This window comes from Lachnobacterium bovis DSM 14045 (genome assembly GCF_900107245.1).
Taxonomy (GTDB): Bacteria; Bacillota; Clostridia; order Lachnospirales; family Lachnospiraceae; genus Roseburia; species Roseburia bovis.
On the sequence record NZ_FNPG01000016.1, the window covers coordinates 56,856 to 76,156 of the forward strand.

The 19,301-nt window shown below is 30.7% G+C and carries 18 protein-coding genes; 15 read left to right on the top strand and 3 right to left on the bottom strand.

The window, feature by feature from the left end:
* Window positions 1-196: 196 nt before the first annotated feature.
* Window positions 197-1,510, top strand: a complete 1,314-nt coding sequence (locus BLV79_RS07255) for a replication-associated recombination protein A (protein ID WP_074717567.1) — start codon at window positions 197-199, stop codon at window positions 1,508-1,510.
* Between the two features lie 40 nt (window positions 1,511-1,550).
* Window positions 1,551-2,879, top strand: coding sequence for an aspartate aminotransferase type Ic (locus BLV79_RS07260; RefSeq protein WP_074717569.1), 1,329 nt, complete (start codon window positions 1,551-1,553; stop codon window positions 2,877-2,879).
* A gap of 239 nt (window positions 2,880-3,118) precedes the next feature.
* On the opposite strand, the gene BLV79_RS07265 is transcribed toward BLV79_RS07260, so the two are convergent.
* Window positions 3,119-3,967, bottom strand: coding sequence for a LacI family DNA-binding transcriptional regulator (locus BLV79_RS07265; RefSeq protein ID WP_074717571.1), 849 nt, complete (start codon window positions 3,965-3,967; stop codon window positions 3,119-3,121).
* A gap of 368 nt (window positions 3,968-4,335) precedes the next feature.
* Between BLV79_RS07265 and BLV79_RS07270 the strand changes: the two genes are divergently transcribed.
* The 8 genes from BLV79_RS07270 to BLV79_RS07300 all read left to right on the top strand — a co-directional run bounded on the left by BLV79_RS07270 (window position 4,336) and on the right by BLV79_RS07300 (window position 11,014).
* Entirely contained in the window at window positions 4,336-4,527 is a 192-nt protein-coding gene (locus BLV79_RS07270; protein ID WP_074717574.1) for a hypothetical protein, read from the top strand.
* A gap of 16 nt (window positions 4,528-4,543) precedes the next feature.
* Window positions 4,544-5,605 (top strand): ATPase, T2SS/T4P/T4SS family, encoded by a 1,062-nt coding sequence (locus BLV79_RS07275; protein WP_074717576.1) that lies wholly within the window; start codon window positions 4,544-4,546, stop codon window positions 5,603-5,605.
* 13 nt (window positions 5,606-5,618) lie between these two features.
* Complete coding sequence (locus BLV79_RS07280; RefSeq protein ID WP_083354497.1) at window positions 5,619-7,079, top strand: hypothetical protein; 1,461 nt, start codon at window positions 5,619-5,621, stop codon at window positions 7,077-7,079.
* Window position 7,080: 1 nt separating this feature from the next.
* Window positions 7,081-7,443 (top strand): hypothetical protein, encoded by a 363-nt coding sequence (locus BLV79_RS07285; RefSeq protein WP_083354498.1) that lies wholly within the window; start codon window positions 7,081-7,083, stop codon window positions 7,441-7,443.
* A gap of 169 nt (window positions 7,444-7,612) precedes the next feature.
* Entirely contained in the window at window positions 7,613-7,771 is a 159-nt protein-coding gene (locus tag BLV79_RS12750; protein WP_159429335.1) for a hypothetical protein, read from the top strand.
* A complete protein-coding gene (locus tag BLV79_RS07290; protein ID WP_074717578.1) occupies window positions 7,772-8,287 on the top strand; it encodes a hypothetical protein in 516 nt (171 codons plus the stop codon).
* Window positions 8,288-8,293: 6 nt separating this feature from the next.
* Window positions 8,294-8,992, top strand: a complete 699-nt coding sequence (locus BLV79_RS07295) for a hypothetical protein (protein ID WP_074717580.1) — start codon at window positions 8,294-8,296, stop codon at window positions 8,990-8,992.
* A 24-nt stretch (window positions 8,993-9,016) separates the two neighbouring features.
* The gene (locus BLV79_RS07300; protein WP_074717582.1) at window positions 9,017-11,014 is read left to right on the top strand and encodes a hypothetical protein; all 1,998 of its coding nucleotides are present in this window, start codon (window positions 9,017-9,019) and stop codon (window positions 11,012-11,014) included.
* A 169-nt stretch (window positions 11,015-11,183) separates the two neighbouring features.
* Here the strand turns inward: BLV79_RS07300 and BLV79_RS07305 are convergent, their stop codons facing one another.
* On the bottom strand, window positions 11,184-12,452 hold the full coding sequence (locus BLV79_RS07305; protein ID WP_074717584.1) for an HlyC/CorC family transporter: 1,269 nt from the start codon (window positions 12,450-12,452) through the stop codon (window positions 11,184-11,186).
* A gap of 199 nt (window positions 12,453-12,651) precedes the next feature.
* Window positions 12,652-14,106: an IMP dehydrogenase gene (gene guaB, locus BLV79_RS07310; protein ID WP_074717586.1), complete on the bottom strand. Its 1,455-nt coding sequence runs from the start codon at window positions 14,104-14,106 to the stop codon at window positions 12,652-12,654.
* Between the two features lie 445 nt (window positions 14,107-14,551).
* Here guaB and hisA point away from each other — a divergent pair, with 445 nt between their 5' ends.
* The 5 genes from hisA to BLV79_RS12755 all read left to right on the top strand — a co-directional run bounded on the left by hisA (window position 14,552) and on the right by BLV79_RS12755 (window position 19,151).
* Complete coding sequence (hisA, locus tag BLV79_RS07315; RefSeq protein WP_074717588.1) at window positions 14,552-15,328, top strand: phosphoribosylformimino-5-aminoimidazole carboxamide ribotide isomerase; 777 nt, start codon at window positions 14,552-14,554, stop codon at window positions 15,326-15,328.
* 95 nt (window positions 15,329-15,423) lie between these two features.
* A complete protein-coding gene (locus BLV79_RS07320; protein WP_074717590.1) occupies window positions 15,424-16,755 on the top strand; it encodes a glutamine synthetase family protein in 1,332 nt (443 codons plus the stop codon).
* An 82-nt stretch (window positions 16,756-16,837) separates the two neighbouring features.
* Window positions 16,838-17,395: an ANTAR domain-containing response regulator gene (locus BLV79_RS07325; protein ID WP_074717592.1), complete on the top strand. Its 558-nt coding sequence runs from the start codon at window positions 16,838-16,840 to the stop codon at window positions 17,393-17,395.
* Between the two features lie 86 nt (window positions 17,396-17,481).
* The gene (locus tag BLV79_RS07330; RefSeq protein ID WP_074717594.1) at window positions 17,482-18,696 is read left to right on the top strand and encodes an LL-diaminopimelate aminotransferase; all 1,215 of its coding nucleotides are present in this window, start codon (window positions 17,482-17,484) and stop codon (window positions 18,694-18,696) included.
* A 293-nt stretch (window positions 18,697-18,989) separates the two neighbouring features.
* Window positions 18,990-19,151 carry a hypothetical protein gene (locus tag BLV79_RS12755; protein WP_159429336.1) on the top strand — a complete coding sequence of 54 codons (162 nt, stop codon included), beginning with the start codon at window positions 18,990-18,992 and terminating at the stop codon, window positions 19,149-19,151.
* Window positions 19,152-19,301 lie beyond the last annotated feature (150 nt).

Sequence of the window (19,301 nt, forward strand, 5' to 3'; positions counted from 1 at the left end):
ATAGCAAAATAGGGTATGCTATATTCAGGAATGAATTTTTACGGTTTAAATCCGTCAAAAATTTAGCTGATATATGGTTATATGCTTAAAATGCATTGTAAAATGCAAGAATGAATTCTGAATAATTCATAAATAATTCATAAACAATTGTTATACAATTATGAAGTTATCTTAAAAAGGAGAAGAATGAGTTTATATGGATTTATTTGATTACATGCGTGAGCAGAATGGTAAAACAGAAGTACCGCTTGCAGCTAGATTACGTCCTACGACTTTAGATGAGGTGGTGGGTCAAGAGCATATAATTGGCCGTGATAAATTGTTATATAGAGCTATTAAAGCTGATAAATTAAGCTCAATTATTTTATATGGCCCTCCAGGAACTGGTAAAACAACCTTGGCAAAAGTTATAGCTAATACAACTAGTGCTGAGTTTATGCAGATTAATGCAACATCTTCCGGTAAGAAAGATATGGAAGATGTCGTAAAAAAGGCTAAAGATAATCTTGGAATGTATGGTAAAAAAACAATTTTGTTTATAGACGAGATTCATCGTTTTAACAAAGCACAACAAGATTATTTGCTTCCTTTTGTGGAAGATGGGACAGTTGTTTTGATTGGAGCTACAACTGAGAATCCTTATTTTGAGGTGAATAGAGCTTTGTTATCACGTTCTAGTATCTTCGAACTAAAAAAACTAGGAACAGAAGATATTAAAATTTTACTTAAAAGGGCAATAACAGACAAAGAAAAAGGATTAGGAGCATTCAATGCTAAGATTGATGATGACGCTCTAGAATTCCTTTCAGGTGTATCTAATGGAGATGCACGAAATGCTTTAAAAGCCATAGAGTTGGCGGTTTTAACAACAGAAAGAGATAATGATGGATATATTCATATAACAATTGATGTTGCAAGTGAGTGTATTCAAAAAAGAGTTATTTCATACGATAAAAATGGAGATAATCATTATGATACAGTATCTGCTTTTATAAAAAGTATGAGAGGCTCGGATCCAGACGCAGCAATATACTATCTAGCCAGAATGCTTTATGCAGGCGAAGATATTAAGTTTATAGCAAGAAGAATTATGATTTGTGCAGCAGAAGATGTAGGTCTAGCTGATCCGAATGCTTTAGTGGTTGCAACATCGGCAGCTACTGCAGTCGAAAGAATTGGAATGCCAGAAGCTAGAATTATTTTAGCAGAAGCAGTTAATTACGTGGCAACAGCGCCCAAAAGTAATGCATCGTATTTATCGATAGATAAAGCATTAGCAATTGTCAAAAGTGAGAAAATTCCACAGGTTCCAACACATTTGCAAGATGCACATTACAAGGATGCGGCCAAGCTTGGACATGGCATAGGATATAAATATGCCCATGATTATCCAAATCACTACGTTAAGCAACAGTATTTGCCAGATGAACTTAAAGATGCTAAGTTCTATGAACCAACAGATATTGGTTATGAAGAGCAAATAGTGGATTATTTTAAAAAGATAAAATAACCAATAATATTTTGTTGGCTAAATTTAGGAGGAAAAAATTGTGAAAAAGTACCAAGAAATGACAAAAGCTGAATTATTACAAGAAAAACAACAACTTGAAGCAGAGTACAAAAAGATTAAAGAGATAGGTTTACAGCTTAACATGGCTAGAGGAAAGCCTTCTTCAGAACAGTTAGATTTATCAATGGATCTTTTAAATGTTTTAACAAAAGATGATATTTTAAAAGCAGAAGACGGAACTGATTGTCGTAACTACGGTATCATGGATGGTATCGAAGAAGCTAAAGAGCTAATGGCTGAAGTAGTAGGTTGTAAAAAAGAAAATGTTATCGTTTATGGTAATTCAAGTTTAAATATTATGTATGATCAAGTTGCAAGAGCTGAAATTTTTGGTATTTGTGGTAATACTCCATGGAGCAAGCTTGATAAAGTTAAGTTCCTATGTCCAGTTCCAGGATATGATAGACATTTTAAAATCACACAAACGTTTGGAATTGAAATGATTAATATTCCAATGACAAGCGAAGGCCCAGACATGGATTTAGTTGAAAAATATGTAAATAACGATGAAAGAGTTAAAGGTATTTGGTGTGTTCCAAAATACTCAAATCCACAGGGTGTAGTTTATTCAGATGAAACTGTAAGACGTTTTGCAAATTTAAAACCAGCTGCAAAAGACTTCAGAATTTTCTGGGATAACGCATATGCTGTACATCATTTATATGAAGATAATCAGGCTGAAATCTTAAATATTTTAGATGAATGTGCTAAAGCTGGTAACCCAGATATGGTATACCAATTCTGCTCAACAAGTAAGGTAACATTCCCAGGAGCAGGTATTGCAGCATTATCTTCTTCAGAAGAAAACTTAAAAGATATTAAGAGTAAATTAACAGTACAGACAATTGGTCACGATAAAATTAATCAATTACGTCACGTTAAATATTTCAAAAACATTGATGGAATCAAGGCTCATATGAAAAAACAGGCAGATATCATAAGACCAAAATTCGAAATGTTAATTGATATGTTAAACGAAGAAATCAAACCTTTAGGAATTGGTAATTGGGTTGATCCAGTTGGTGGATATTTTGTATGTTTTGAATCTTTAGAAGGATGTGCAAAAGAAATCATTGGAAAATGTAAAGAAGCTGGCGTTACAATGACAGGTGCTGGTGCACCATTCCCTTATGGAAAAGATGAGAAAGATTCTACAATTAGAATTGCTCCAACTTATCCATCAATGGACGAGTTAAAGAAAGCAACAGAAGTATTCATTACTTGTACAAAATTAGTAAGTGTCAATAAATGTTTAGAAAAAACTGAAAGCAAAGTATTTGAAGTTAATACAGCAAAAGAAGTACTTTAATTAAAGAGTTTGAAAAGGAATTCTAAATTTTTTTGGTAAATATATATAATTGTATGTAAGAGAAAGTAATAAAAAATGCGATAATACATTACGATTCTTATAACATAAAGCAAAAAAGGCTAATCAGTTGATTAGCCTTTTTTTGCGTCGAACCATTGTTTATCGTAGAATTGTGAGAATTAAATATAATCAATATACTAAAAAGTATATAATTACCAATTGCAAATCAAAGTTGTAAATTAAGGATTGTTTATACCATCGTAGGTATACATTTTTAGTTTACCCTTAACAAGGAAATCTCTATGAGCGGTCTGATGTGGATGCTTCATTAGATATAAAGCCTGATCTACAGCTAAGTTTACAATTTGATTGTGAGGATGAACTACAATATTAATATTTAACTGAGTAATCAAGTTGTGAGACTGATTTCCATATCCATATATTGAAATCGGATGATTAGAATTCTTTTGTGCATTAAAAAGTAAATAATCAAGAAAACGATTAGTTATATTTGGTGTTGTACATATGATAGCTCCACACCCCTTACATAACATATCAGAAACTAAATTTCCAGCATCGAATTCTGGATTATCCATCACATCATAAATCAAACTATCATCATAAGGAATTTGTGAAGAATTTAAAGAATCAACATATGCCTTTAAAACTTCCTTAGAGGATGAAACTTTAATGTTTGAGCAAACATATGCAACTTTATGATGGTGAGAAGCTGCATATGAAACAACGGCTTGATAAAAAGCACTATAATCGTTTTCCATAATGGCACTTTTTGTTGTGCCTTCAGGTTTATTTATTAAAAATAAAACAGGAATATCAGATGGAACAACATCTTCAATCTGTTCATATTTTTCAGCATTAGAAATAACGATAATGCAGTCAACTAATTGTGAAAATGTAACAAATAACTCACGTTCTCTTTTTAAATCATGACTCGTCATGCCCATTAATACAGTATAACCCTTTGCATAAAACTGATTACATAGAGCATCAACTAAAGAATCTCTGTAACTGCTATCTATACTTGAAATAATAAAACCTATTGTTTTTGGTATTTTATTTTGTGGCATAAGTATTCTCCTTCTAATAAATATACTCGTTCGTTTAAATTTATCGGAAATATTTGTAAAAAGTTATACTATGAAAATAATTTTTTCTTTACAAAAGGATTATTGTGTGATAATATTTTTTTTGTCGCGACAATAAATCTTAATTATCAATTGTTACAAATCGTAACATATTCACATTTATTACAAATAATGAAGCAGCAATTGTTGAAAAAGCTATAAAGTTTCGTACAATTTGTTGAAAACTAAGTAAATAAATAACTAATAAAATAAGCAAATAAAGTAAATTTATAAAAGATGGTGTTTAGAATTATAAAACACCAAAAAATAAGAAACTAAAAAAATAAAAAAGATCAGAAAAGGAGATATATATGAAAGAAATATTTGAACAATATGGAGGAGTATTAATTACAGTAGTTGCAATTTTATCAGTTATTGCAGTAATTATTTTTGTGGTAGGACAAGGAAACAGTAGTGTTATAGGTCAGGCATTTATCAAGATAATTAATAGTTTTGTGGACAATGCCAATAAAAATGCTGGTATAAACTGTAAATTAATGTAGTGCAGGTGGTGTTTATATGATTTTAGGGCAAGAATACTTTGGACCATTATGGCGCTATATAGAAGATGATGAAGTAACGGACGTCGATTATAATGGAAGTCAGGTTTGGTTGACAGATATTTACAATAATCGCTATTTAGCAGATGAAAATTATGTTGAAAGATACGTTACAGGTCAATTTATTGAGCAGTTTACACAGAGAATTGCAAATGCTGTCAGCCGTCAATTTAATAAAAGCAATCCAGAACTAGAAGCCGAAACACCAGATCTTAGAGTTACAATTATTCACGAATCTGTTTCACGTCAGGGTAGAACTATTTGTATCAGAAAAACCCCACCAATTATACGGTTGACCACAAAAGATATGCTTGAAAAAAACTATTGTTCTAAAGAAATATTGTCACTTCTGGTTAATTGTGTTAATAGCAAAATGAATTTCTTGTTTGCTGGAGAACCAGGTGTTGGAAAAACAGAATGTCTAAAATATTTTTCTAATTTTATCCCGGAAAATGAAAGAGTAATAACAATTGAAGATACATTAGAGCTAAGATATTCAAAGACCAATCATAGAAAAGATTGTGTTGAGTTAAAAGTAAATTCGGATAAATTCACATATTCGGATGCTTTAAAAGCTTCGCTAAGATTAAATCCTAAGTGGATAATGTTGTCTGAGGCGAGATCAAAGGAAGTAAAATACTTGTTAGAAAGTTGGTCAACAGGTGTGCGAGGGATGACAACACTACACACGTCGGATGTTAGAAACATTCCAGATAGAATTCTAAATATGCTAGAAAACAGAGTAGATGCAGATAGATTAGAAAACGATGTTTATCAAGCGCTAGATGTTGGAATCCTTATTCGAAAAAAGAATATAGGTGATAAGACTTTTAGGTATATCGATCAGGTATGTTTTTTTTCAAGAGAAAAGGATAAAAATGAAATAACGATGGTGGTAAAAAATGGAACGCTTTTAATTAATCCAGATAATACAGTTAATAGAATTCCAATAACAGTTATTCAAAAATTTGAACAATACAATATAAAAAATCCTTTTGTATGTAAGGATATTAAAAAATAAAAAAGGAGCTATTATGATTTATAAAAAACTACAAAAGAGATTAAATAAAATTGGTCAATCAATTAGTAGAAAAAACTTTTATACATGCTATATTATAGCATTTTCTCTTATATTTTTATTTCATTTAATTTTAAAGCTCCAATGGCCATTCATGGGAATCATGCTTATTGCAACGATTCCTATGTTGTATGGTTATATGGTTGAACACTTTAAAATGAAAAATGAAAAAAACCGTTTCGAAGATGTCGCACGATATATAGAGACAATGTTGTATAGTTTTTTACAAAGTGGAAAAATAAAGGATTCACTAAATTCAGTTTATGACTCATTAGCAGAAGGTAAAATGAAAGCTACAATTCAAAAGGCAAATAACCATATCGCTATGACTTTCGACAGTAATAATGTGATGGAAGATGCACTTTGTATAATTGAAAAAGAATATGAAAGTCGACAGCTTAAAGACATTCATGAATTTATGCTTTATGTTGAAAAACACGGTGGAAACATAAAAAAACCAATCGAACTTTTGTTAAACAAGAAAAATATGTGGGAATATCGAATAAATGAGATGGTTCATGAAAGCACAAGAATGTTTAAAGAAGTAGTATTGTCAGTTATCATGTCGCTTTTAATCTGTGGCATGGTGCTTTATATTCCTACTGCAAACGTTGATATCAGTAAAAATTATGCAGTACAGTTTTTAAGTGTAGTAGTATTTATCATTGATTTGTTTATAATTAATAGGGCACAAAAATTTTTGAGTGTCGATTTACTTAAATTAGATCAGATTAATAATGACGAATATTATATTAAAAAAATTAATGATTATAAAAAATCCCCAAAAACTCATATCAATAAAACCTCTCTTGTTTTTGGAACAGTATTCTTAGTTGCTTCAATAATTTCTTTCATGTTAAAAAATCAGTGGTGCGGAATAGGAATGTTACTTTTTTCTATTTTTGGATATAACCAAGAAATAGTTGGAAGACGCATTGTGAAAAAAACATTGGTAAAAGAAATAAAACGCGCATTTCCTATTTGGTTAATGGATTTGGTTTTATTATTACAAAATGAAAATGTTTATGTGGCTTTGGAAAAATCAAAGGAGAATATTCCTGGAATTTTACGAGATGAAGTAGAAATATTGATAGATAAAATCGCAATGAATCCTGAATCGGCTAAGCCTTATCATGATTTTTTTGTAGAATTTGATATAGCAGAAATCAAAACGGCGATGAGTATGTTGTATAGTTTGTCCAGCGGTAATGGAGCTGATGCAGATGAACAAATAAAAAAAATCATTGAAAAAAATCAGAAGATGTTAAATAAAGCAGAAAAAAATAGATTTAAAGATTTAAATGCAAATTTGTATCTGCTTTTCTTGGCACCAGTTTTGTCAGCGTCACTTAAATTGGTAGTTGATATGGCTGTGTTTATGGTCACGTTTTTAACATCAACAAAAATTGGAGGATAAAATGAATCAGGTCATAAAATCGTTTCTAGGTGTGTTTTTAATAATGTTTTTAGTGATAACTTCTGTGTCAATTATATCAATATTTTTAGAAGTAATGATTGCACAAAATGAACACGCCTGCATTATAAATGAAATTGAAAATAGCAATTTCAATAGCAAGGTCATTGCACAATGTGAAAATGACGCAAGAAAAAAAGGTTATTCAGTTTCAACAAAAGTTTTTTATGAAGATTTAGAAAAAATAAAACAAGAAAATAAAGATCCAGAAGATGCAAAAATTGCAAAAGTTGAATTAAAATTTCCAATCAATATAGCTTTTTGGCAATTAAAACAAGAATATAAGCTTGAAGGATATGCAAGGTAAAAACTTGATTCTAGGTTAGAAAGAGGTGGAAAATGAAAGAATTAATTGAAGAATATGGAGGCTCCTTGATAATTGGAATCCTAGGAGGTGCTGTACTAGTAAGCCTTAAAATGGTAGTTGACGTTTTGCCATTGTAACCACAAAAATATATAAAGTTTAAAGTATTAATATGGGTGAAGAAATGAAAAAAATAATAGAAGAATATGGGCAAATTATTTTGGCGACTGTTGGAGCTTTAGCATTCTTAATTATTTTTAATGTGGTGTTTGTGAAAACAAATTCACCATTTTTAAAATTTCTAGATTTTTTTGTGAAAAGAGGAATGTAGATGAAAGAGATAATAAATCATTATGCAGCAGTTTTAATAGTTGCAGTTGTATCGTTGTGCTGTATTGGATTTTTATTTGGAGTTCCTGGAAACAAGTCAATTTCTAATGCATCAAAAGAAATAATACAAGAAAGAATAAAGAAAACAAAAGTATCCTTAGAAAATAGAAATAATCAAAAATTTGCAGAAGTCATGCAGCGTCAAAGACCTCGAATTAATTATAAAAATGAGAAAAAGGTGTTTACAAACGTTTCGTATGCTTTAGATGATTTGTTTGTTTCTGAGGATCAAGAAGGAAGAATATTAAAAATAAGAATAATTAGCATAAGAAAAAAAGAATCTCAAAATAGAAATAATTCTCAAATAAAAAGCAATTCACAATACAAAATCCAAGGAAACTCTATAGTTTTTTATCGAGCTGGAGAATACACCTTTTTTTGTGAAAGTAGAGATTTATCAAATAAAAAAACAATGTCTAAAATTACAATACCAGTTCAACCAAGTATAGAGAGGTAAAAAAAGATGAAGAATGTTGTAGTTGGAATTTTTTCGGCTTTGACAATGATATATGTAATTGCAATAATTCTTACGTTGTATAATGTGAATTCTAGAAAGAATCAGATAGAAAAAGTTACATCGGATGTTATGTATGAACATATGAAAAATAATTTGTCAATTGTTACTCAAGTTGAAGAAGCCAATGAAGAAAACTCAAATGAGTTAAAGAAAGATTTAAAAGAAGAAAAAACTACAAAATTAGGAAAAATTATTCAAAATCCGGGCGAAAACAAGTTAAAAAAAGAGCTTGAGAATAGGATGATTTTTATTAAAGATAAAGATGAACTGAAAATAAGCATACTTAAATATGATTTAAACAAAGGTATAATTTGCGTAGAAGTGCATGATAAATACCGAATTTTTTCAGGAAAAATAAAGAATATAAAGGTTTATAAACAAATTATTTTTGACAAAGAGGATATTAGCCTCAAAGAAAAAACAGAGTATAGAACTCTTATTTTTTATGATAGAGATATAGTTTATAAAAAAGTCAGGTTAAAAGTTGGTAGCGTTTATAAAGTGCCAGAATATATCCCTGTTCCAAATCCTAATATTCAAAAGAAGCAGGTAAAAAAAGAAATGATACTTATAAAACCAGGAGAAAAGATAAGTGTAACTAATGAAATGCCAAATGAAGTTGAATATAGTTTGATAGAAAAATAAAAATAGTTTACATGGATAGAAAATATGGATAGAAGAATAAATTTAAAAATAGAAAATCAAATAAAGGGTAACATAAGAAGTAAAACAAAACAAGAAATAACAAAACAAGAAACTAAAAAGGAACCAAAACAAGAAATAAGAAAAAAGCCAAAACAGGACCAATTAGGAAAAGTATACAAGTACATTAAATTTTTTTCCTGTTTATTTTTTGTGCTGTTGACAATGAATAATTTGTCAAAGCCTGTGAAAGCGGCAAACTATGATGCAAAAACATTTGTGCAACAGTTTAATAATGCAGTAAAATTTATTTCACAGGAAAATCTTGCTAATACATCAAATCCAAATCAAGGTAATACAGAAAAAATGTGGGATAATTATTCAGGTAATGGAGATATTCTATATGGAACGGAAGGAACATCTGCTATTTCTCAAGGAATTCGTTACTCAACGATTGGTTGGAAAGTCAACGTATGGTATAACGATGCGCAAGGTACAAAACGCGAAGAAATTTTTTTTAAGCTAGGTGGCTCATATATGCAAAGAATTTCAGAAATGTCAGATAATGGTATTGAATATAGTTTGTATTCAATTAATCTTAACGTATTAAAAAATAGAATGTCTCAACAGGCTAGGAATGCAATGAATAATGGGCAAACAACTTTTACGCTTGACGCATGTGTCACTTTGAAACAAAATGGAGTACTTCTTTCTGACATGGATGATAACGGTTGTACAAGAGACTCTGCACATTTTTATACGGATTACAATGGGATTGCTAATGCTGCACCATGGAGAAGTGCTACAAAGGAAAAACTAAAATCATACTTTAATAAACAAATAGACGGTCTTATGATAAGAGTCAAAGTTGAAGGAGATGAAGGAATTGCAAGTACATCTGGAAACGGAAACTATTTGTATGGAACAAATGTAAAAATTTCTGAGAGTACAAAAGAAGGTTTTGATTTTACAGGATGGAAAATAGTTTGGGCAGCAAATCAATCAATTTCAAATAAAAAAATAAATGTTGAAAGTTTCAATATGAAAGCGGTAACGGATATTACATATCGAGCTACTACAAAACGTAAGCAAACAAAAATTGTTTTTCACAGAAATATAAATGGAAACGATACAGTCGTGCATACAGAAACGTTTACATATGGAGACAATGATTTTGTTATAAATACCAACAATTGGAGAAATGAAAGATGGTTAAAGGATGGTTTTCATCAGACTGGTTGGGTATTTCAATCATCAGGAAAAATTCAATACAACACGCAAGATAAATTAAAAAAAGAGTGGCTGCTGTCAAAATCTCCGAGAATTGATCTATATGCAATTTGGGAAGAAAATACATACATTATTCGGTATGATGGAAACGGTGCAAAAAGTGGGCACGTCAACGATACAATTGTAAAATATAGTCAGGTTATTACAACATTAAAAAATTTCTACGAAAATCCAATTAAAGAATCTACTTATCTAGGTTGGAGTCAAGATAAAAAGGCTCTTTTCCCAGAATTAAAAGAAAATCAAACAATATCAGTAAAAGAATTAGCGACAAAAGCAAATTGCCTTCACACAAATAATGCTGTAATTTTCATTTATGCGACTTGGAATTATTGGCCGAATATTAAAGCAGCAGATTTGTATTATAGTCTTGAAGATGCAAAAAAAGGATTAATAACCGAAAAAGAAATTGCAAAGCACATTAGTGCAGATGATAGAGAAGATGGAAATATTCCCTATGGAAAAAATCTTAAAAACTCACTCAAACTTATAAACTATAGTGAAGACGAATTCAAAAATTTAATAGATCAAGCAAAAATAACAGAAATAATTAGAGTTATAGATCAGCATGGGCAAGTCGTTGAAAAAGAAATAACTATCAGTGTTACAAATACTAAATCTCTTAACGGAAAAGATGCAACTGGAAAAATAAGATTTTATGAAAACAAATATAAAGACACATTATTCAAATACTCCATATGGAAAAAAAGTGAATATAAAGATTTGTTAAAATAGAATCAATAGTACAAAATAGAATTTATAATAGAGAATCATAGGGATTTGCAAAAACCTTAAAATATATGAAAAGAGCGTCTTGGAAAAACAAATCATATAAATAAAGAAAAATGTAAATCCCTAGGATAAGAACTCTATAAGTTTTAAATTTTAAAGGTTACACATTAACTTAAGAATGTATTTCTTCAGATGGCAGCTTGATGTAGACTCTCTCAATACGATTTTTATCAACCTGATTTATTTTTAAAAGAACATTATCGTCGTTAATTACAATTTCATTTTTTACAGGTAAATGATCAAGAAGGCCTAAACAGTAACCACCTATAGTATCATAATCATCTGATTCTAAGTGGATTTTTAACGTGTTAGAAACATCATCAATATTTGCAGATCCAAGCACTAAAAATTCGCGTTCGGAAATCTGGGTAATGTCATCTTCTTCATCAAAATCATATTCATCACGAATTTCTCCAACTATTTCTTCAAGTAAATCTTCTAAAGTAATAAGACCAGCGGTTGAACCATATTCATCGAGAACAATTGCCATTGAAATGGAGTTTTTACGCATTTCAATAAATAAATCAGCAGTATTTTTGGATTCAAAAGTGAAATATGGTTTACGTAAAATAGAGTTAATTGTAAAATTTGTTTGATTTTTGCAAAGAAGCAAGTCTTTTATATTAATTGTTCCAACGACATTGTCGGTTGTATCCTCATAAACAGGAAGTCTAGTAAATTTGTTATCTTTAAAAACTTCAATAATATCATCATAAGTTGAGTCAATTGATATAAAAACCATATCGATTCGTGGAACCATTACTTCTTTAGCGTTTGCATCACCAAAATCAAATAAATTGTGGATAATATCACGCTCTTCGTGTTCAATAACACCACTTTCTTGTCCAACGTCTACTATTGTGCGGATTTCTTCTTCAGAAATTGTCTGGTTAATTTTATCAGGATCAATTCTAAATAAGAAAAGTACTATTTTTGATAGATTATTTAAAATAAAAATAAATGGTGTAAAAATAAGCATTAACACGCTAATTATTCTTGCATATCTAAACGAATATTTTTCAGCTTGGATAGTTGCAAGAGTTTTAGGAGTTATTTCACCAAAAATCAAAATTACAAGAGTTAAAATACCTGTCACAATTCCAGCTGCATAGCTTCCAAAATACTTTATAGCAAGAGAAGTAGAAAGTGAAGATGCAGATAGGTTGACAATATTATTTCCTATTAAGATTGCGGACAACATTTTTGAGCTATCATCTGTAATTTTGAGAACCAGTGATGCTTTCTTATTTTTATTATCAGCAAGAGTACGAAGCTTAATTTTATTGACTGTTGTAAGAGCAGTTTCTGCTGATGAAAAAAAAGCAGAAAGAATCAATAAAACTATTAAAATTATAAGTTTCCATATGTCGCTATTATCCAAAAAAAATTCACCTCATTAAGTAATATTTTACATAAGTAATACTTTTATTATACACATTTTTGATAAAAATGTCTAATAAAAGTGGCTAATACTATCCATTAAATCGGATAATATTAGCCACTTGTTAAGTCTGATTTATTAAATTTTATTAATTATTAAAAGCAAGCATCATTCCTGAAAGCAAGCCTAACTCCTAAAATTAAGCCTCAGTTGTGTAGTTAGGAGCTTCTTTAGTAATGTGAATATCATGTGGATGACTTTCTTTTAATGAAGCAGAAGTGATTTTTACAAATTGACCATTTTCTTTTAAGTCTTCAATTGTAGGACAACCACAGTAACCCATACCTGAACGGATACCACCAACTAATTGGAAGATAGTATCTTCGATGCTTCCCTTGTAAGCAACACGTCCTTCAACACCTTCTGGAACGAGTTTTTTAGCGTTAGTCTGGAAGTAACGATCTTTACTACCGTTTTCCATAGCCGCGATAGAACCCATACCACGGTAAACTTTGTATTTTCTACCTTGGTAGATTTCGAATTCACCTGGAGCTTCATCACAACCAGCAAACATAGAACCCATCATACATACGTTTGCACCAGCTGCAAGAGCTTTTGTCATATCACCAGAGAATTTGATTCCACCATCAGCGATACATGGAACGCCATATTCTTTAGTTGTTTTGTATACGTCCATGATGGCTGTAATCTGAGGAACACCGATACCTGCAACTACACGAGTTGTACAGATTGATCCAGGTCCAATACCAACTTTAACTGCATCAGCACCAGCTTCGATTAAAGCTTTAGCAGCAGCACCAGTAGCAATGTTACCAGCGATAACCTGTAAATCTGGATATGTGTTTTTGATTTTCTTAACTGCTTCAATGATGTTCTTAGAATGGCCGTGAGCTGAGTCAACAACGATTACGTCAACATGAGCGTTAACAAGAGCTTCAACTCTTTCCATCATGTTAGCTGTAATACCTACACCAGCACCACAAAGAAGACGTCCCTGTTCATCTTTGGCAGAGTTAGGATATTTAATTTGTTTTTCAATATCTTTAATAGTAATTAAACCTTTAAGATTGAAATCAGCATCTACGATTGGTAATTTTTCTTTTTTAGCTTTAGCTAAGATTTCTTTAGCTGCTTCAATAGTAATACCTTCTTGAGCAGTAACTAAGTTCTCAGAAGTCATACATTCACTAATTTTTTTAGTGTAATCTGTTTGGAATTTTAAATCACGGTTAGTGATAATACCAACTAATTTTCCATTTTCTGTGATTGGCACACCAGAAATACGGAATTTAGCCATTAAGTCATCAGCATCCTTTAATGTATGATCTGGAGAAAGATAAAATGGATCAGTAATTACGCCATTTTCTGAACGTTTTACTTTGTCAACCTCATCAGCCTGTGCCTCAATAGACATATTTTTGTGGATGATTCCAATTCCACCTTGTCTTGCCATGGCAATAGCCATTTTTGATTCTGTTACGGTGTCCATCGCCGCACTCATCATAGGAATATTTAATACGATTTTTTTTGTAAGATGTGTTCTTAAATCAACTAAGTTTGGTGTAACCTCCGAATATTGAGGAACTAATAACACGTCATCAAATGTAATTCCATCGCCGATAATAGTACCCATTTTTTAAAAATCCTCACTTTCTTAAATACAAATTATTATAAAAATTTTTACGAAAAAAAATAAACAAATGTTTATCAAAAAAATGATAAACGGCGTCTTGAATTACTCAGAAAAATATAAGATTGTTATAAAAATTAAGAGAAATAGCTAGAAAAAATGCTAGAATTCACCAATTTTGGGCTGTATAGTTTCTGAGAATTCGCTTCATATTGGAAAAAATATAGCAAAATTCTGGCACAATGTCAAGATTGTTTATGAAATTTTTGAATAAAAATTATAAATAATTATTATTAGTAAACGGCTTGATATTTTAAAATAGTTATTGTATACTAATTTGCAGAAAAAGAATGTATAAAAAGTGATAATTAAGAGGACAAAGAAGTCGCATCTTGTGCTACTTTTTTGTCTTTTTTTAGATTAAAGCATTAAATAAGGAGATAGTTTAATGGAGTTTAGACCGTGTGTAGATATTCACAATGGTAAGGTAAAGCAGATTGTTGGTGGTAGTTTAAGAGATACCAATGATGTAGCAAAAGAGAATTTTGTTTCAGAAGTTGATGGTGACTATTATGGGAAACTTTATAAAAAATATGGTTTAAAAGGTGGTCATATCATACTGTTAAATCATAAAGGCAGTAAGTACTATGAGGCAACCAGACAACAGGCAGTTAAAACGCTACAATCGTATAATAAAGGCTTTCAAATAGGTGGAGGTATTAATAATACGAACGCTAAAGAATATCTTGAATGTGGCGCTGATAAAGTGATTGTGACGTCCTTTGTTTTTAAAGAAGGAAAAATCAATTACGATAATTTGAAAAAAATAATATCAGCGGTCGGAAGAGATAATTTAGTTTTAGATTTAAGTGTCAGAAAAAAAGATTCAAATTATTATGTCGTGACTGATAGATGGCAGAAATTTACAGATGAAATATTAGATTATCAGTTATTAGATGAGTTAAGTGAATATTGTAGTGAGTTTTTGATTCATGCTGTAGATGTTGAAGGAAAAGCAAGCGGCATAGAAGAGAATGTTGTCAGACTTTTAGGAGATTGGGGCAAGATTCCTATAACTTACGCAGGTGGAATCAGCACGTACGAAGATATTGAACTCATTAAGAAATTAGGGAAAAATAAAATAAATATCACAGTTGGAAGCGCTTTAGATATTTTTGGCGGAAAACTAAAATTTGAAGAGGTGCTTGCACTTTGTAAAAGATAATTAAAAAACATTTGGCAGAAAATTATTATCTATGAATAAATAGCATTAATAATTATTCGAGGATGATATAACTAGGAAAGTAGAGGAAGATGAAAATGCCTAAATATACTAGAGAAGATATAGTAAGAATGGTAGAGGAAGAAGATGTTGAATTCATCAGACTTCAATTTACAGATATTTTTGGAACACTTAAAAATGTTGCAATTACATCTAGTCAGTTAGAAAAAGCATTAGATAATAGATGCATGTTTGATGGTTCATCAATAGAGGGATTTGTAAGAATAGAAGAATCAGATATGTATTTGTATCCTGATTTAGATACATTTGTTATTTTTCCATGGAGACCACAGACGGGAAAAGTAGCACGAATTATCTGTGATATCAGAAAATCTGACGGAACACCATTTGAGTGTGATTGTCGTTATATTTTAAAACAGCAGTTAAAAAGGGCACATGATATGGGATATACATTCCAAGTCGGAAGTGAGTGTGAATTCTTCCTATTTCATCAGGATGAAAACGGACAGCCTACAACAATAAGCCATGAAAAAGGTGGATACTTTGATTTAGGACCTGTTGATTTAGGCGAAAATGCAAGACGTGACATGGTTTTAACATTAGAGGATATGGATTTTGAAGTTGAGGCATCTCATCATGAAGTTGCACCAGCTCAGCATGAAATTGATTTAAAATATACAGAAGCACTTGAGGCAGCTGACAATATTATGACATTTAAATTAGCGGTAAAAACTATTGCAAAACGACATGGACTATTCGCAAGTTTTATGCCAAAACCAAAATGTGGTGTAAGTGGTTCAGGTATGCACATTAATATGTCTTTGTGTAAAAATGGTAGAAATATTTTTTACGATGAAAATGGTAAGCTAGAATTAAGTCAGGATGCATATTATTTTATAGGTGGAATAATGAAACATATGAAGGGAATGACAGCAATTACAAATCCACTTATTAATTCATATAAACGTTTTGTTCCAGGCTATGAGGCACCAATTTATATTGCATGGTCAGCTACAAACAGAAGTCCTCTTATTAGGATTCCAACTCCAAGAAAAGAGGAAACAAGAATAGAACTCAGATGTCCGGATCCTTCAGCTAATCCATATTTAGCTTTTGCAGTTTGCTTAGCAGCTGGACTTGATGGAATTGAAAACAAAATTGTTCCACCAGAGGGAGTTCATGGAAACGTTTTTGAACTTACACAAGAAGATATTGAAAAATTAAAAATCGAAGAATTACCACAAAATTTATTTGAAGCAATAAAAGAATTACAAAAGGATGATTATGTAAAATCAGTTCTTGGAGATTTAATGGTTTCTAAAATAGTTGCTGCAAAAATGGATGAATGGACAAGATATAGAGAACAGATTTCACAGTGGGAAATCGATCAATACCTCTATAAAATTTAAGATATCGAAAGTATAGGAATTTTTAAATATACGATATCAAAGATATACGTAAAAAGAATCTAAAGAATTATGAGGTAAGATTGTGAACAATATTATAGTGGCTTTTCCTAATGAGAAAATTGCACAAAAAATAAAAAAAATATTGACACAAAGCGGTTATAGTGTGAAAAATGTTTGTACAACTGGAGCTGCAGCGCTTGCTAGCATGGGAAATTTGGAAAGTGGAATTCTAGTATGTGGTAACCAATTTGTTGATATGCGATATACAACGATTTTTGAATATATGCCGCCTAGTTTTCAGATGCTGCTTGTAGCATCACCTCAGGCAGTTGACGATAGATTTGTGGTAGGTGACGATAAACAAAGATTAGTTTGTTTATATTTACCAATAAAGGTGCATGAACTTTTAGAAACAATTGAGATGATGGATTATTCTATTAACCGTCGAAAAAAGAAACGTAAGAAACTAAAAGAACGTACACCAGAAGAAAAGAAACAGATAGAAGAAGCCAAGGCCATTCTTATGAATCGTAATAATATGACGGAAGAGGAGGCTCACAGATACATACAAAAAAGAAGTATGGATAATGGTATCAGTTTTCTTGAAACAGCTCAAATGATTTTGAGTTTGTTGGGATAATTAAATTATGTTAATATATAACATGTGAGTGTGCATGTAAATAAAATAATATATACAAAATCAATCAATAAAGAATGGAGAATAAAATGTTTACAGTTAATGAAAATTATTTAAAATTACCAGGAAGTTATTTATTTAGTACTATTGGAAAAAAAGTAGCAGCTTTTGAAAGTGCTAATCCTGATAAAAAAATTATTAGATTAGGTATTGGTGATGTTACACAGCCATTAGCACCTGCAATTATCGAAGCTCTTCATAAAGCAGTAGACGAAATGGCAGATCCTTCAACATTTAGAGGATATGCTCCAGATTTAGGATATGAATTTTTAAGAAAAGCAATTGTAGAAAATGATTATAAAGCAAGAAATTGTGATATTGAAGCAGATGAAATCTTTGTTTCAGATGGTGCAAAGAGTGATTCTGGTAATATTCAGGAATTATTTGGACCAGACTGTAGAATAGCAGTATGTGATCCAGTTTACCCAGTTTACGTTGATTCAAATGTAATGGCAGGAAGAACGGGCGTTTACGATAAAGCGACAGAAGTATGGAGCAATGTTATTTATATGCCAACAACAGCAGAAAATAATTTTGTACCAGAGTTTCCAAAAGAAACACCTGATGTAATTTATTTATGTTTACCAAACAACCCAACAGGTACAACTTTAAATAAAGCTGATTTACAGAAATGGGTTGATTATGCAAACGAAAATAAAGCAGTTATTATATATGATGCAGCTTATGAAGCTTATATTAGTGAAGAAGATGTTGCACATTCAATTTATGAGTGTGAAGGTGCAAGAACATGTGCAATCGAGATTAGAAGTTTCTCTAAAAACGCAGGATTTACAGGTGTTCGTTTAGGATTTACAGTAGTTCCAAAAGACTTAAAAGTAGACGGTGTTTCTGTTAGAGATATGTGGGCAAGACGTCACGGAACTAAATTCAACGGTGCACCTTACATTGTTCAAAGAGCAGGTGAAGCAGTTTACTCTGAAGCAGGAAAAGCTCAATTAAAAGAACAGGTAAATTACTACATGCAGAATGCAAAAATCATTAAAGAAGGATTAAAAGATGCTGGATATACAGTATTCGGTGGTGTTAATGCTCCATATATTTGGCTAAAAACTCCAGATAAAATGACATCATGGGATTTCTTTGATTTCTTATTAGAAAAAGCAAATGTAGTAGGTACTCCAGGTTCAGGTTTCGGACCAAGCGGTGAAGGATACTTCAGATTGACAGCATTTGGTACACAAGAAGCATCATTAGAGGCTCTTGAGAGAATTAAAAATTTGTAGAATAAAAAATCGCTGTTTTTAAAGCGGTAAAAATTAGATATTATATAAAATCTCCCGCAGATGCAGGGCTTTCAAATATTTTTAGAGGATGAAATATTTGAATGCTCGGTGTTTGTTTGGGAGATTTTATTGTATACAAAATATTTGCAAAGTAATCAATAAATTTAGATAAATACGAATAATATGAGAAAATATTTAAATATTCGTATTTGTATATTGAAAAAAGATAATAATAATAATATACTGAATATGTTGCGTGAAAAAGTAATTTGATATATATGAGGATAAAAATAATGTTTGCAAAATTAAAAATAAAGCTAGATGATAATACATTAGATTATACAAAATCATCAATGTTTCAAGGAATTCTATTTGAAAAGATTGATACAGAGTATGCAGATTATGACGTAATAGATAATTATGAGCTATTTAAGGGAAATTTTAAAATTAATTAAATAAAAAGTACGAATTATTGGACTTATAATATAGTAGAATAAACAGTAAATTAACCCTAGAATGAAAAACTAAACCTGTACTTTGACAACTGAAAATGGCTAAAAAAGTCTAGTTTACTTTTGCAACGACTTCTTCTAGCAGAGATGATA

Bases quoted from the DNA above. Each gene is read 5' to 3' on its own strand.
- BLV79_RS07285 (WP_083354498.1), top strand. From the start codon at position 7,081: ATGAATCAGGTCATAAAATCGTTTCTAGGTGTGTTTTTAATAATGTTT.
- BLV79_RS07295 (WP_074717580.1), top strand. From the start codon at position 8,294: ATGAAGAATGTTGTAGTTGGAATTTTTTCGGCTTTGACAATGATATAT.
- BLV79_RS07320 (WP_074717590.1), top strand. From the start codon at position 15,424: ATGCCTAAATATACTAGAGAAGATATAGTAAGAATGGTAGAGGAAGAA.
- BLV79_RS12750 (WP_159429335.1), top strand. From the start codon at position 7,613: ATGGGTGAAGAAATGAAAAAAATAATAGAAGAATATGGGCAAATTATT.
- BLV79_RS07300 (WP_074717582.1), top strand. From the start codon at position 9,017: ATGGATAGAAGAATAAATTTAAAAATAGAAAATCAAATAAAGGGTAAC.
- hisA (WP_074717588.1), top strand. From the start codon at position 14,552: ATGGAGTTTAGACCGTGTGTAGATATTCACAATGGTAAGGTAAAGCAG.
- BLV79_RS07280 (WP_083354497.1), top strand. From the start codon at position 5,619: ATGATTTATAAAAAACTACAAAAGAGATTAAATAAAATTGGTCAATCA.
- BLV79_RS07270 (WP_074717574.1), top strand. From the start codon at position 4,336: ATGAAAGAAATATTTGAACAATATGGAGGAGTATTAATTACAGTAGTT.
- BLV79_RS12755 (WP_159429336.1), top strand. From the start codon at position 18,990: ATGTTTGCAAAATTAAAAATAAAGCTAGATGATAATACATTAGATTAT.
- BLV79_RS07255 (WP_074717567.1), top strand. From the start codon at position 197: ATGGATTTATTTGATTACATGCGTGAGCAGAATGGTAAAACAGAAGTA.
- BLV79_RS07275 (WP_074717576.1), top strand. From the start codon at position 4,544: ATGATTTTAGGGCAAGAATACTTTGGACCATTATGGCGCTATATAGAA.
- BLV79_RS07330 (WP_074717594.1), top strand. From the start codon at position 17,482: ATGTTTACAGTTAATGAAAATTATTTAAAATTACCAGGAAGTTATTTA.
- BLV79_RS07265 (WP_074717571.1), bottom strand. From the start codon at position 3,967: ATGCCACAAAATAAAATACCAAAAACAATAGGTTTTATTATTTCAAGT.
- BLV79_RS07290 (WP_074717578.1), top strand. From the start codon at position 7,772: ATGAAAGAGATAATAAATCATTATGCAGCAGTTTTAATAGTTGCAGTT.
- guaB (WP_074717586.1), bottom strand. From the start codon at position 14,106: ATGGGTACTATTATCGGCGATGGAATTACATTTGATGACGTGTTATTA.